Here is a 14,963-nt window from a genome sequence, read left to right as displayed (position 1 = left end):
CCCGGCCCCGGACGGCCCGCGGCACACGTCCGGGGGCCGCCCGGTCCCGGACGGCCCCCGGACGATGGGGAGTTGACGGTCACGCGGCCGCGTCGGCCGCGCCTGCGGTTACCGCATCGGCCGCGCCTGCGGTTACGCCGTGAGCCCGCCCTCGGTCATCCCGTGGACGGCCGGGACCGTACCCAGGCGGCCCTTCTGGAAGTCCTCGAAGGCCTGCTCCAGCTCTGCCCGGGTGTTCATCACGAACGGGCCGTAGTGCGCCATCGGCTCGCGGATCGGCTGACCGCCGAGCAGCACGACCTCCAGGTCGGGGGCGTTGGCGTCCTGCTTCTCGTCCGCGCGGACGGTCAGCGAACCGCCCTCGCCGAACACCGCGGTCTGCCCCATGTGCACGGGCCTCCGCTCCGCACCGGCCGAGCCGCGCCCGGCCAGCACGTACGCCAGGCCGTTGAAGTCCTCGCGCCACGGCAGCGTGACGGACGCGCCCGGCCGCAGCGTGGCGTGCACCATCGTGATCGGCGTGTGCGTGATCCCGGGGCCGTCGTGCCCGTCGAGCGAGCCCGCGATGACCCGCATCAGCGCGCCGCCGTCCGGCGAGGTCAGCAGCTGGACGGAACCGGAGCGGATGTCCTGGTAGCGCGGGGCCATCATCTTGTCCCGGGCCGGCAGGTTCACCCACAGCTGGAGCCCGTGGAAGAGTCCGCCCGACATGACGAGCTGCTCCGGCGGCGCCTCGATGTGGAGCAGACCGGACCCGGCCGTCATCCACTGGGTGTCACCGTTGGTGATCGTGCCGCCACCGCCGTTGGAGTCCTGGTGGTCGAAGATCCCGTCGATGATGTACGTGACCGTCTCGAAGCCGCGGTGCGGGTGCCACGGGGTGCCCTTGGGCTCGCCCGGCGCGTACTCCACCTCGCCCATCTGGTCCATCATGATGAACGGGTCGAGGTACTTGTAGTTGATCCCGGCGAACGCGCGGCGCACCGGGAACCCTTCGCCCTCGAACCCCTGCGGAGCGGTCGTCACGGCGAGGACGGGCCGCGCCGAGGCGCCCTCCGGCACGGTCACGCGCGGCAGGGTCAACGGGTTTTCGACGGTCACAGCAGGCATGGGACGGCCCTCCTTGCGGGGATGCTCTACGTTCAAAGTAGTTGAATGCTGAACATCCTGCAAGGCGTCGTTCATTCCCGGCCGGTCACGGACGCGCCTCGGGCCCGCATCCCGGTGGGGATACGGGCCCGAGGAACGGCCTGGCGGTGCGGCTAGCCGTACATCCGCCGCATCGCGAAGTCGACCATCTGCTCCACGGCCTTCGCGTCGAAGACCATGCGGTGGTCGCCCTCCATGTCGAGCACGAAGCCGTACCCGGTCGGCAGGAGGTCGATCACCTCGGCGCCGGTGATCACGAAGTACTTGGACTCCTTGCCGGCGTACCGGCGCAGCTCCTTGAGCGAGGTGAACATCGGGATCACCGGCTGCTGCGTGTTGTGCAGCGCCAGGAACCCCGGGTTGTCGCCGCGCGGGCAGTACACCCGGGCCCCCGCGAAGATCTGCTGGAAGTCCTCGGCCGACAGCGAGCCCGTGGTGAAGGCCCGCACCGCGTCGGCGAGCGAGGGCGGCGACGGCTCTGGGTACAGCGGCTGCTCCCCGTATCCGCCCTGCATCTGCTGCTGCGGCGGGGCGTACTGCTGCTGTGCGCCCGGGTTCTGGTCGTAGCCGTACATGACCCCAAGACTACCGAGACGGGGTCCCGCCGAACACCGCGATCTCAGGCGCGAAGCGCCGCGTCCTTGACCGCCCGGACGAAGGACACCCAGGCCCTGGCCGGGATGATCAGTGCGGGGCCGTTCGGCACCTTGGAGTCCCGTACGGGGACGACCCCGGCGAGGTTGTCGGCGACCTCGACGCAGTTGCCACCGTCGCCGTTGCTGTACGTGCTTCTACGCCAGCGAACCACGCTCAAGTCCGGTGCTGCGCCCACCATTTCGGTACTCCTCGGCCGCCTGGTCGAGTAGGGCAAGGGACGCCTCAAGCGGCAACGCGGCGGCCCTCAGCCGATCGTATGCCTTGTGGTACCGCCTCACGAGGGGCGGATCGTCGATGAGCTGCCCGTGGTACATGCCCTCTGTGTAGACGACCGGCGGCTCGCGGTCGAATTCCATGAGCGTGAGCGACGACAGCATGAAGTGGCAGCTGACGTCGTTCCACGGAAGGATCTGCGGAACGATCCGCCGCCGGCGCGCCAACACGGCGATGCATTCCAGCTGCTCGGCCATGTCGGCGGACCCCAGTAACGGGCTCCGCAGCAGCGACTCGTGCAGGACGACCCAGTACTCGGGGCGCTTGGGGTCCTCGAAGATCCGGGCTCTCCGCAAGCGGGCCTGCACCTTGGCGTCGACCTCGTCCGGCAGGGCGAGCGGATGCGTCGCGTGAATGACGCCTCGCGCATACGCATCCGTCTGAAGCAACCCGGGGATGAGCGCATTGGCCCACTCCTCAATGACCAACGCCCGCGTCTCGCTCTCGGCCACCGGGGCGAAATACGCAGCATGCGCACCCTGCCGGGCCTTACGAACGTCTTCGCAGCAGCGCTCGAAGAACCCGTTCGTCTTGAGCACCTGATCAACGTGGCGGGCCAGGTCAGGCGGCATGCGTCGTTGGCCACGCTCGATCTCACTGAGGTAGCTCACGCCATAGAAGCTGCCCTCCACCATCTGCTCCAGCGTGAGCCCGGCGCGCTCGCGCTGCCAGCGCAGTTCCTTGCCGTAGAACTCCGGAACGCTCGCCGAGCCGTCAATCTCCTTGCGCGCAGCCATGGTTGCCGTCCTTCCACCACCCGGGCCGTGGACCCCGAACCTCTTCCGAACGTACGCGAAAGGACCCCACTCTGTGAGCGCTACGTCACACACCGCACTCGCAGGAGGCACCCCATGACCAAGATGACCAAGCCGCACGCCACCCCCCGCCCCCCGCAGGGGGACGACACCTACAGCGTCGTCATGGAGCTGCGCTCCGCCCTCGCCCGGCACGGCATCACGCTGCCCTCGCTGGGGCGGGACTTCGGGACGCCGCCGCTGGTCATCCTCGGGAACTGCAACACCGCCACCGCACGGGCCCTCGCCGCCGCGCTGGGCGAGGGGCAAAGTTTTCCTGCCTGACGCGTCACAGTTCCGGGCCAGAGGTTGCGCGTTATTACCGACGGGTAGCATCATCGGAGGTACTGACCTACTTGCTGGTAGATGTAACCGACACCCTGCTTACGGAGCCGTCGCCATGGGGCACTACAAGTCGAATCTCCGCGACATCGAGTTCAACCTCTTCGAGGTGCTCGGACGCGACAAGCTGTACGGCACCGGCCCGTTCGGGGAGATGGACGTCGACACCGCCAAGTCGATCCTGGAGGAGATCGCCCGCCTCGCCGAGAACGAGCTGGCCGACTCCTTCGCGGACGCGGACCGCAACCCGCCGGTCTTCGACCCGGCCACGAACACCGCTCCGGTCCCGGAGTCCTTCAAGAGCTCCTACAAGGCGTTCATGGACTCCGAGTACTGGCGCCTGGGCCTGCCCGAGGAGATCGGCGGCACCGTCTCGCCGCGCTCCCTGATCTGGGCGTACGCCGAGCTGCTGCTCGGTTCGAACCCCGCGATCTGGATGTACTCCTCGGGCCCGGCCTTCGCCGGCATCCTCTTCGAGGAGGGCAACGAGCAGCAGAAGAAGATCGCCGAGATCGCGGTCGACAAGCGCTGGGGCTCGACGATGGTCCTGACCGAGCCCGACGCCGGCTCGGACGTGGGCGCGGGCCGCACCAAGGCCGTCGAGCAGGCGGACGGCTCGTGGCACATCGAGGGCGTGAAGCGCTTCATCACCTCCGGCGAGCACGACATGGAGGAGAACATCCTCCACTACGTCCTCGCCCGCCCCGAGGGCCACGGCCCCGGCACCAAGGGCCTGTCCCTCTTCCTCGTCCCGAAGTTCCACTTCGACTGGGAGACCGGCGAGCTGGGCGAGCGCAACGGCGTGTACGCGACGAACGTCGAGCACAAGATGGGCCTGAAGGCGTCCAACACGTGCGAGATGACGTTCGGCGACCAGCACCCCGCCAAGGGCTGGCTGATCGGCGACAAGCACGACGGCATCCGCCAGATGTTCATGATCATCGAGTTCGCCCGCATGATGGTCGGCACGAAGGCCATCGCCACCCTGTCGACGGGTTACCTCAACGCCCTCGAGTACGCCAAGGAGCGCGTCCAGGGCAGCGACCTCTCGCAGTTCATGGACAAGACCGCGCCGAAGGTGACGATCACTCACCACCCGGACGTACGACGCTCGTTGATGACGCAGAAGGCGTACGCGGAGGGCATGCGCTCGCTCGTCCTCTACACCGCCTCGATCCAGGACGCGATCCAGGTCAAGGAGGCGGCGGGCGAGGACGCGAAGGCGCTCGTCGGCCTCAACGACCTGCTGCTGCCCATCGTGAAGGGCTACGGCTCGGAGAAGTCGTACGAGAAGCTGTCGCACGAGTCGCTCCAGACCTTCGGCGGCTCCGGGTACCTCCAGGAGTACCCGATCGAGCAGTACATCCGCGACGCCAAGATCGACACGCTGTACGAGGGCACCACGGCGATCCAGGGCCAGGACTTCTTCTTCCGGAAGATCGTCCGGGACCAGGGCGCGTCCCTGAACGCCCTCTCCGAGGAGATCAAGAAGTTCCTCGCGGAGCAGAACGGCAACGCGGAGCTGGGCGGCGCGCTCGACTCGCTCGCCAAGGCCGCCGTCGACCTGGAGGCGATCGTCGGCACGATGATCACCGACCTGACGGCGACCGGCGAGGACGTCAAGAACATCTACAAGGTGGGCCTCAACACGACCCGCCTGCTGATGGCTTCGGGTGACGTGGTGGTCGGCTACCTGCTCCTCAAGGGCGCGGCCGTCGCCGCCGAGAAGCTGTCCTCGGCCTCGGCCAAGGACGTCCCCTTCTACACGGGCAAGATCGCCGCCGCAAAGTTCTTCGCGGCGAACGTTCTGCCGGGTGTCGGCACGGCGCGTGCGCTGGCCGAGACCGTGGACAACTCGCTGATGGAGCTGGACGAGGCGGCGTTCTAGCCTTCCTCCCTCCAGAAGGGGCTCGGGGTGGTCGGACCCCGGGCCCCTTTTGCTGTGCCCGGAGCCCTGGCGGGAGGGCCGATTTCTCGCCAAAACGCGTCGGCTCACCCCGCCGTTCCGGGGCCCGGCCCGCATCGGATCGACCGGATGCGGGCCTTTTTTCGATGTCCGCGCGATTTTTACGGAATGCCGACTTGCATATCGCCCCGTGCAGAAAATTCCATGACGGTCATATGCGGTAAATACCCCGCCGGCGCGATGCCGGCGCGCAGGAACCGTACGGAACCCAAGCGGTTCGGCGGCGCGCCCCCATAAAGAGGACGCAATATTTCACCGCCCTCCGAGCCCATCCGGAACGCGCCACTTTCAATTGGAGCGCACGGGCGGGCACGGGGCTCTCTCGGGTTCTGGCCACCCGTGATCCGGAATGCCCAATTCAAATGATTTCCCCCATGCGCCGGTCTAGATTCGATTGATCGGGGAGGGATTCATGAGGGCCGCCATGTGACACGGAAGGCCGGCTTTCGGAAAGACGAATTCCCCGGTCTCAGCCGGCTCCCCCATCCGGGCGGGGGCCACTGGGACAACAAAACCGACCTCGTGAAGGTCCGGCGCGGCCGACCCGAAGCGGCCTCTCGCCGACGCGGGGTCGGGGCGCGGGTCATCACCCCTAGAGACGGATGGGGAAGATCACGTGAGAGTCAGAAAGAGCAGAAAGAGGAGAACGCGCGCACCCATGGCCGTCCTTGTGACGGCCATGGCGGCTGGGGCGCTGACCGGCGGCCTGCTTCAGGCCCCGCCCGTCGTGGCCGCGCCGAAAGCGACTCCTTCCGCCGCGCCCAGGCCAACCCCGGTGCCTCCGGGGCAGGTTGAGGATCCGGACAAGAAGCTCGGCCGGGACTGGAAATCGAGTGCGGACCGCGCGGTGACCGCCGCCGCCGACCGTGACGGCCTGGACGTCCTGGTCGCCGACAGCGGCGACGCGTACGCGTGGAAAACCGCCGCGACCCTGTCCGAACCGGGCGTTCCGGCCGACTCGTGGATCGGCAACCAGTGCCTGATGGACCACGAGCACGCGGCCGTCGTCTACGCGCCGCGCACGTTCACCAACAAGCCGGACCTGATGCAGGGCGGGGCTTTCACCGCGATCGTCGACCTTTCGACGGGGCACGTGACCAAGCTGCCGTTCACCGCGTCCCTGGCCTACTTCGACCCGTCCTGCAACACGGCGACGCACACGGCCGCGTTCACCGGCTACCGGGACATGAACGACCCCGCGCACACCCTCACGCGCGTCATCACCGTGGATACGGCGGGCAGGACGACGGGGACGGCCGCCGCCAAGGGTGAGATCACCAGCGCCGTGCCGGTGAAGGACGGCGCCGTCGCCGGGCTGGGCAAGCACCTGGTCCACCTCGACCGCTCCGGCCGGGTGAAGAACCTCGCCGATGCCGACAGCGTCCCCTTCGACATCCGTCCCGAGGCGGACGGCAAGGTCGCCTTCGTCGACCGCACCGGCGACGCGGCGGTGACGGCCAAGGTCTTCGCGGGCGGCGCCGCACCGACGGTCCTCGCGTCGGGGAAGCTGCGCGACCTCGACCTGATGCAGGGCGAGGCGGGCCAGGTCTTCCTCGCGGGCCACCCCACCACGGTCCGGGCCACGGCGGGAACCGGCGTCACCCGCATCGACGCCCCGGCCGAAACCGATGTCTCCTCCCACGGCCGCCTCGCCGTCGAGCCCGTCCTCACACCGGGCGTCCGGGCCGGCCTCGCCCACATCAAGGACGCCGGCAAAAGCTTCGACGCGGCGGACGAACCCGCCCCGCAGGCCGCCGGTGCCTCCGATGACGACGAACCGGTGACCGTCACGAGCACCGCCACGACCACCGGCACCAAGCTCACCCAGAGCGTCAAGGACCGGATCGCGGACGGCTCGGGCACCATCCCCTCGCCCGCCCTCGGCATCACCCCCGCGGCCAAGAGCGCGACGCCCGGCGCCGCACCCAGGACGGCCACGGCGGCCACGGCGGCCACGGCGGCCACGACAACCGCGGCGGGCCCGGCGAACGATCCGACCGACCCCGACCGCTGGTGCTCCGTCTCCCGCAACGACGTCGGCATGCAGGCGCTCCAGCCGACCCCGAACCAAGTGGAATGGGCCGTCGACATGGCCGTACGCGGCCAACTGCGCGGCACCTACCTGCGACAGGGCGGCTACCGGGACCAGGCCGGCATGGGCACCGTCGACCCCCAGGCCCTGTTCCCGCCCCCGACCCTGACCGGCGGAGGCCGGATCCCCGCCAACGTGCTGCTCGGCATCATGGCGCAGGAATCCAACCTGTGGCAGGCCGACTCCGGCGCGATCCCCGGCCAGATGAGCAGCCCCCTGGCCGCGGTGGACGGCTACTACGGACACAAGGCCGACCCGGACAACCCGACCGCGTACTGGAAGATCAACTGGGACAAGTCCGACTGCGGCTACGGCGTCGGCCAAGTCACCGACGGCATGCGCTCGTACGAGCACAAGAAGGACGGCGAGGTCGTTCTGGCCCCGGGCCTGCAAAAGCTCGTCGCCGTCGACTACGCCACCAACGTCGCCGCCTCCATGCAGATCCTCGCCGACAAGTGGAACGAGGTGCACAAGGACGGGCAGAAGGTCACCGTCAACAACGACGACCCGTCCATGGTGGAGAACTGGTTCACCGCCGTGTGGAACTACAACCTCGGCTTCAACCCGCCCTCGCAGGCATCGGAGCCGGACCACGGCGGGAACTGGGGTCTGGGCTGGTTCAACAACCCGGCCAACCCCGTCTACAAGAACAGCTGGGGCCACCCGTTCATGAACACCGACGTCGACGGGCCGGACGCCAACAAGGACGCGGCGAACCCCCAGTGGTGGCCCTACGAGGAGAAGGTGATGGGCTGGGCCGCCTGGTCCATCGACACCGGCTTCTCCTACGCCACCTCCGGCCGCCAGGACTGGCCCGGCGAGACGGGGTACGCCTCCGCGGGGTTCCGGCCCGCCTGGTGGACCACCAACACCGACCGCGTCAACGTGCAGCCCCAGCCGAGCGTCTTCTGCAACACCAAGAACAACTGCGACGCCGACGCGCCGCCGAAGTGTCCCGACGCGGCCTGCTACGCGAAGTTCTGGTGGAACCAGCCCAACGTGAGCTGGAAGGCCCAGTGCGCCACCACCTGCGGCCACGAGGCCATCAAGTACCAGACGCTGGTCGCGGAACCGGGCCGCGGCACCCGCCTCCAGACCGGCATGCCCGACTGTTCCTCCGCACCGGCCGGCGCCAAGGTCGTCGCGTCGGTGCCCAACGGAACTCCCGTATGGGGCGACGGAAGCAGCGCGTGGGCGGGCTGCGGGTCCACGGTCGGCTCGGCCGGCAGCTTCCAGTTCTCGTTCAACGCCGACAGTCAGAACCACTACGAGGCGAAGGCGGATCTGCACCAGATCGGCGGGGGTTACGGCGGCCACTTCTGGTACACCCACACCCGCGACGGCTACCACATGGGCGGACCCGGCAACTACATGACCGTCAACGGCACATGGACGCTGGGCCAGAGTCTCAACTGGGCGCGCGTCCTGGTGCACCTACCCGACAGCGGCGCCCAGACCCGACAGGCCGCCTACACCGTGCTCAACTCGGACAGCAAGAGCCCGACGCGCAAGGTGGCGCAGCGCGGCGACCGGTGGGTCAGCCTCGGTGTCTTCCACTTCACCGGAACACCCCAGGTGAACCTGTCCAACACCACGGACGACGGCACGGCCGACGAGGACGTCGCCTGGGGCGCGGTCGCCTTCCAGCCGCTCCCCGGCAAGCCCGCCAACTCCCTTGTCGTCATGGGTGATTCGTACACGTCCGGCGAGGGCGCCTCCGCGGCCGGGGGCGCCGACTTCTACCCCGAGACCGACCACTTCGACAAGCAGAACGAGACCGAGATCGACAAGTGCCACCGCTCCAAGCTGGCCTGGTCGAGGCAGGCGACGCTGCCCACCTACACGCAGTCCATCGGCACGCTGGACGACAACCTCGACCCGCGGCTGGACTACCACCTCGTGGCCTGCTCGGGCGCCCGCCACTTCGACATCATCGCCCAGGACCAGATGGGCGAGGGCACCCAGATCGACACGGGCTACCTCGACCAGAACACCACCCTGGTCAGCCTGTCGATCGGCGGCAACGACGCCCGCTTCACGGACGTCTTCAAGCAGTGCGCGCTGTTGGCCGGCCTGGACGTGTGCCAGAACACGTCGATCGGGAACAAGGACCCGGACACCGGCAGGAGCGTGCCCGGCGACACCGGACCGCTCAAGGACTGGGCGCCGACGTGGCTGCACGAGGAGATCCGTCCGCGGATCGCGAAGACACTGACCGCGATCCACGACCGCGCACCGTACGCGAAGATCATCCTCATGGGATATCCGGAGCTCCTGTCCGCCGACGGCCAGTGCGTCCCCGGCATCGGCAGCGAGGAGGCGCCGTGGCTGAACCAGCTCGCGGACACGCTCAATAAGGAGATGGAGGGGGCGACCGCCGATGCCGATGCGGCCTCCGGCGCGAACGCCACGTTCGCCGACCCGCGCGGGGAGTTCGACAAGAAGGCGGTGTGCGGCGACCCGGAGCAGGTCAACGGCCTCGTGAAGACCGGCCTTTCGAAGGCGGACAACTTCGGCCTCACCGAAGTGGGGATGGCGTCCTTCCACCCGAAGATCGGCGGCGCCCGGCTCTACGCGAACGTCTTCCAGGCGGCGCTGCGCTAGGACTGGCCCCCACGGCACCGCGGGCGGGGCCCGGGTCCGCGTATCGGGCCCGGGTCCCGCCCCGGGGCGGGGCCGCTCGGGCGCCCCCGGGAGGGACGGGAGGGCAGACCCCCCGGGGGCAAACAGGGCAAGCCGCTCAGCGCCGGGGGCGGGGGCCGGGGCGCCGTTAGGGTGGCGGGCATGAGCACACCCCCCCGCTTCGACCGCGGCCACACCGACGACCTGTTGACCTTCCTCGCGGCGAGCCCGTCGCAGTACCACGCCGTGGCCAACGCGGCCGCACGCCTGGAGAAGGCCGGGTTCCGGCAGGTCCAGGAGACGGACGCGTGGGACGGCACGTACGGCGGGAAATACGTGCTGCGCGGCGGCGCCATCGTGGCCTGGTACGTGCCCGAGGGCGCCGCGCCCCACACCCCGTACCGGATCGTCGGCGCCCACACCGACTCCCCGAACCTGCGCGTGAAGCCGCAGCCCGACACGGGGGCGTTCGGCTGGCGGCAGGTGGCCGTCGAGATCTACGGCGGGACGCTGCTCAACACCTGGCTCGACCGCGACCTCGGCATCGCGGGCCGCCTCACGCTCAAGGACGGCAGCCACCGCCTCGTCAACGTGGACCGCCCGCTGCTGCGCGTACCGCAGCTCGCCGTACACCTGGACCGGTCGGTCAACACCGACGGGCTCAAGCTCGACCGTCAGCGCCACCTCCAGCCGATCTGGGGCCTGGGCGACGACGTGCGGGAAGGCGACCTGATCCGCTTCCTGGAGCAGGAGGCCGGGCTCGCCGAGGACGAGGTGGCCGGCTGGGACCTGATGCTGCACTCCGTGGAGGCCCCCGCCTACCTGGGCCGCGACCGGGAGCTGGTGGCCGGACCCCGGATGGACAACCTGCTGTCCGTGCACGCCGGAACCGCCGCGCTGGCCGCCGCGTCCGCCGCCGACGAACTCCCCTTCATCCCCGTGTTCGCCGCCTTCGACCACGAGGAGGACGGCTCGCAGGCCGACACCGGTGCCGACGGCCCGCTCCTCGGCAACGTCATGGAACGTTCGGTGTTCGCGCGCGGCGGTACGTACGAGGACCGCGCCCGCGCCTTCGCCGGCACCATCTGTCTCTCCTCCGACACCGGCCACGCCGTGCACCCCAACTACGCCGAGCGCCACGACCCCACGCACCACCCGCGCGCCAACGGCGGCCCGATCCTCAAGGTCAACGTGAACGCCCGGTACGCCACCGACGGCGCGGGGCGGGCCGTGTTCGCGGCGGCCTGCGAGCGCGCCGGGGTGCCGTGGCAGACCTTCGTCTCCAACAACGCGATGCCCTGCGGCACCACCATCGGCCCCATCACCGCGGCCCGGCACGGCATCCAGACCGTCGACATCGGCGTGGCGATCCTGTCGATGCACAGCGCGCGCGAACTGTGCGGCGCCGACGACCCGCACCTCCTCGCGTCCGCCCTCACCGCGTTCCTCGCCGAATGACCCACCGGTGAACCACGCGGGTGTGCAAGGGGATTGACCGTCCGGGGCCCGGGTACCCGGACGGTCCACCACCTTTCACGGAGGCGAGTTCCATGGGCTTGGGCGGCTGCATCATCCTCATAGCGGTCGGGGCGATCCTCACATTCGCCACGGACTGGCACGCGAACGGTGTGAACCTCGACGTCGTCGGCCTGATCCTGATGGCCGTCGGCATCATCGGCGTCGCCGTCTTCACCAGCGTGCTGCGCAGGCGGCGCATGGTGCCCGGCTCCACCGTCATCGAAGAGGACCACCACCACGGCGACCACCTCATGTGAGCCGCGGCGACCCCCTCATGTGTGGCCCACGCCCATGTGGCTTCCGCCCATGTGGCCCGCGCCCACGTGACCGGTGCCACCTGTGGTGTGGCCCGGGGCGTGAGGTCTGGCCCTGCCGCCCCGCGTATCCTCGACTGTCCGGGCCCTGACCAGGTCCGGGAAGTCCGGGAACGGAGTCCGGGAACGGGGAGCTAGGGGGTACCGCCACCGTGGAGTTCCGCGTCCTGGGCACGGTGGCCGTGGCCACGGAGGACGGCGCGTTCCTCGCGCTGGGCCCCGCCAAGCGCCGCAGCCTGCTCGCCATGCTGCTGCTCCGGCCCAACACCGCGATATCCGTGGACCGGCTCACCGAGGCCCTGTGGGACGAGGAACCGCCCCAGCACTCGCGCACCGTGCTCCAGGGCCACATATCGCGACTGCGCGCCCTGCTGGCCGAGCACGACGCCGAGGCGTACGGCATCGAGCTGGTCACCCAGGGCCCCGCCTATGTGCTGCGGATGCCCGAAACCCTCATCGACGCGCACCGCTTCGAGGAACTCGTCACGCTCGCCCGCGGCGACCGCGCCCCCGGCGACACGGTGCTCATGCTGCGCGAGGCGCTCGCGCTGTGGCAGGGCCCCGCCCTCACCGGCACCGTCACGAGCCCGCCCCTCCAGGCCGCCGCCCACGCCTTCGAAGAGCTCAGGCTCGCCGCCGTGGAGGCTCTCGCCGAGGCGTACGGGGAACTCGGCGAGCACGGCAGGGCCGCCGCCGTACTGCGCACCGAAGCCGTCGCCCACCCCCTGCGCGAGCCCCTGTCGGCCGCGCTGATGCTGGCCCTGAGCCGCTCCGGCCGCCAGTCCGACGCCCTCGAATGGTTCCACCGCACCCGCCGCCTGCTCGCCGACGAACTCGGCGTGGACCCCGGCCCCGTGCTCAGCGAGACGTACGCACTCGTCCTGCGGGCGGGCGTCCCCACGGCGAAGGCCACGGCCACGGCCGCGCCGGGCGCCGGCACGGGGGGCGGCGCCGGGGGCGGGTTCGGGCCCGTGAGCGCGGTCGCGAGCGGGGGCGGCGTCGAGAGCGCGGTCGAGGGCGGCGGCGAGGGCGGCGGCAAGGGCGAGGGACGGGCCCACATTGCCTCCGCCATACCGGAGTTGCTGCCGCGCAGGCCTCGCGGGTTCGCCGGCCGTCGGGCGGAGTTCGCCGCCCTCGACCGGGCCACCGCCGGGCAGTACGGCGCCATCGCACTGGTCACCGGCGGCGCCGGCGTCGGCAAGACCGCGCTCGCCGTGCACTGGGCGCACGAGCGCCAGAGCGACTTTCCCGACGGCCGCCTCTTCGCCGACCTGTGCGGCTACAGCGACACACCGGCCCGCCAAGTCACCGTCGTACTACGGGAGTTCCTGCTCGCACTCGGGGTGCCCGTGCAGCGCGTGCCCGAGACCGAGGCCGGCATGGGCGCGCTCTACCGCTCGCTGACCGCCGACCGCCGGATCCTGGTCGTCCTCGACAACGCCCGCGACTCCGAGCAGGTCCGCCCGCTGCTCCCCGGCGGCGACCACAGCGTCACCCTCGTCACCAGCCGCGACCGGCTCGGCGGTCTCGTCGCGTCGGACGCCGCCCGGCCCGTACGCCTCGACGAACTGCCCGCCGCCGACTGCACCGCGCTGCTCGCCGCCGTGCTCGGCGAGGACCGGGTGGCCGCCGAACCCGCGGCCGCCGACCGCCTCGCCTCGCTCTGCGACGGCCTCCCGCTGGCCCTGCGCGTCACCGCCGCCCGTCTCGCCGCGCGCCCACAGTGGTCGCTGGCCGCACTCGCCGGTGAACTCGCCGACGAGCAAAGGCGGTTGGGGCTGCTCCGGGTCGAGGACACGGGGGTGGCCGCGGCCCTGCGGCTGACCGTGCAGCAACTGCCCGAGCAGGCACGGCGCATGTTCCGCGCGCTCGGCCTGCACACCGGGTCCGAACTCGACCGCTACAGCGCCGCCGCACTCGCCGGCTGCACCCCGGACCAGGCCGCCGCGGCCCTCGAACGGCTCGCCGCGGCCCACCTGGTGGTCGAGTCGGGCCCGCAGGGCGCGGGGCAGATGGGCTCGGCACACGTGGGCTCACCGCACATGGGCCCAGTGCACATGGGTCCGGCACACGTGGCCCCGGCGCACATGGGCCCGGCACACCCCGGGCGCCCCGACGCCTATACCCTCCACGACCTCGTACGCCTCTACGCCCGCGCGCTCGCCCCCGAGGCCGACCCCGACGGGCTCACCCGGCTCCTCGACCACTACCTCCACACCGGCCTCGTCGCGACCGCCACCGCCGAGCCCGGCAGCCAGCCCTGCTTCGCGCCGCCGCCCGGCGCCCGGCGGCCCGCGGCGGTGCGCGAGTTCGAGGACCGCCAGTCCGCGCTCGCCTGGTACGAGGCCGAACGGGCCACCCTGCGCGGCGCGGTGGCCGCCGCCATCGCCGCCGGGATGCACGACCGGGCCTGGCGGCTCGTGCTGCTCCAGTGGCCGCTCATCCTGTGGCGGGTCCGCGACGGCTGGGTCCCGCTCCTCCAGCAGGCCCTGGAATCGGCCGAGTTGGAGCAGGAGCTGGACGCACAGTCCCGCACCCGCGCCCTGCTCGGCTGGGTGCTGCACGAGGAGGGCCGTTTCGACGAGGCCCTCGCCCAGCTGGAGAAGGCCCCCGACCTCGCCCGCCGGGCCGGCTCCGTGACCAGCGAGGCCGTCGCCCGCATCAACCTCGCGCTCATCCTCACCCAGTACGGCGAGGTCGACCGGGCCGGCGACCTCCTCGGCCAGGCTCTCGCCCTGGCCGGCCGCGCCCGCGACCGGTCCACCGAGATGCTCGCCCACCAGCATCTGGCCCGGCACTTCCTGAACGCCGGCGACCACGGGCTCGCCCTCGACCACTCCCGGCGCGGCCTCGAACTCGGCCCCTCGCCGGAGGCGATCCCCCGCCGGGTGCTGCTGCGCACGAGCCACGGCGAGGCGCTGGCGGGGCTCGGCCGTACGCAGGAGGCGTGCGGGCAGCTCGGCGAGGCGGTGCGCGAGGCGGAGGACCACGGGTACGAGGAGGGCGCCGCGGCAGCCCGCGCCCGCCTCTCCGAACTCGCCACCCTGGGGCTCCGTCCCCCTGACGGGCCGAGGATGTCCATGCGGCCCGGCACCGAGTAGTCGAGGGGCGCGGGGGAACTGCGCGACCAGCCGCGCACGGCCCGCAGACGAACGCGGGTCAATGGCGTTAGCCGAACGATAGGAGCGCCGGTGAGGCTGATGCGGCGCACAGGGACACGAACGGGACCGGGAGGG

10 protein-coding genes are annotated in these 14,963 nt (G+C 70.8%); 6 read left to right on the top strand and 4 right to left on the bottom strand.

What is annotated here, in order from left to right:
* Positions 1-132: 132 nt before the first annotated feature.
* The 4 genes from OG432_RS17385 to OG432_RS17370 all read right to left on the bottom strand — a co-directional run bounded on the left by OG432_RS17385 (position 133) and on the right by OG432_RS17370 (position 2,816).
* Positions 133-1,110, bottom strand: a complete 978-nt coding sequence (locus OG432_RS17385; RefSeq protein WP_328311853.1) for a pirin family protein — start codon at positions 1,108-1,110, stop codon at positions 133-135.
* A 152-nt stretch (positions 1,111-1,262) separates the two neighbouring features.
* Positions 1,263-1,724, bottom strand: a complete 462-nt coding sequence (locus OG432_RS17380; RefSeq protein WP_100575483.1) for an SseB family protein — start codon at positions 1,722-1,724, stop codon at positions 1,263-1,265.
* Positions 1,725-1,768: 44 nt separating this feature from the next.
* Complete coding sequence (locus OG432_RS17375) at positions 1,769-1,984, bottom strand: DUF397 domain-containing protein (protein WP_328311852.1); 216 nt, start codon at positions 1,982-1,984, stop codon at positions 1,769-1,771.
* Entirely contained in the window at positions 1,941-2,816 is an 876-nt protein-coding gene (locus tag OG432_RS17370) for a helix-turn-helix domain-containing protein (RefSeq protein ID WP_328311851.1), read from the bottom strand. Before OG432_RS17370 ends, OG432_RS17375 begins: the two co-directional genes overlap by 44 nt.
* A gap of 123 nt (positions 2,817-2,939) precedes the next feature.
* Between OG432_RS17370 and OG432_RS17365 the strand changes: the two genes are divergently transcribed.
* From OG432_RS17365 to OG432_RS17340, 6 genes are all read left to right on the top strand, one after another.
* The gene (locus OG432_RS17365) at positions 2,940-3,158 is read left to right on the top strand and encodes a hypothetical protein (protein ID WP_443058578.1); all 219 of its coding nucleotides are present in this window, start codon (positions 2,940-2,942) and stop codon (positions 3,156-3,158) included.
* Positions 3,159-3,273: 115 nt separating this feature from the next.
* A complete protein-coding gene (locus tag OG432_RS17360; protein WP_328311850.1) occupies positions 3,274-5,103 on the top strand; it encodes an acyl-CoA dehydrogenase in 1,830 nt (609 codons plus the stop codon).
* Positions 5,104-5,839: 736 nt separating this feature from the next.
* Entirely contained in the window at positions 5,840-9,877 is a 4,038-nt protein-coding gene (locus tag OG432_RS17355) for an SGNH/GDSL hydrolase family protein (protein WP_328311849.1), read from the top strand.
* A gap of 180 nt (positions 9,878-10,057) precedes the next feature.
* On the top strand, positions 10,058-11,353 hold the full coding sequence (locus tag OG432_RS17350; RefSeq protein WP_328311848.1) for a M18 family aminopeptidase: 1,296 nt from the start codon (positions 10,058-10,060) through the stop codon (positions 11,351-11,353).
* A 92-nt stretch (positions 11,354-11,445) separates the two neighbouring features.
* Positions 11,446-11,670 carry a DUF6458 family protein gene (locus OG432_RS17345; RefSeq protein ID WP_328311847.1) on the top strand — a complete coding sequence of 75 codons (225 nt, stop codon included), beginning with the start codon at positions 11,446-11,448 and terminating at the stop codon, positions 11,668-11,670.
* Positions 11,671-11,879: 209 nt separating this feature from the next.
* Positions 11,880-14,828: an AfsR/SARP family transcriptional regulator gene (locus tag OG432_RS17340; protein ID WP_328311846.1), complete on the top strand. Its 2,949-nt coding sequence runs from the start codon at positions 11,880-11,882 to the stop codon at positions 14,826-14,828.
* Positions 14,829-14,963 lie beyond the last annotated feature (135 nt).

Source organism: Streptomyces sp. NBC_00442 (assembly GCF_036014195.1).
In the GTDB taxonomy this organism is placed as follows: domain Bacteria; phylum Actinomycetota; class Actinomycetes; order Streptomycetales; family Streptomycetaceae; genus Streptomyces.
Note: the sequence above shows the minus strand (reverse complement) of the source record. Positions and strands in the feature narration are given on the sequence as shown.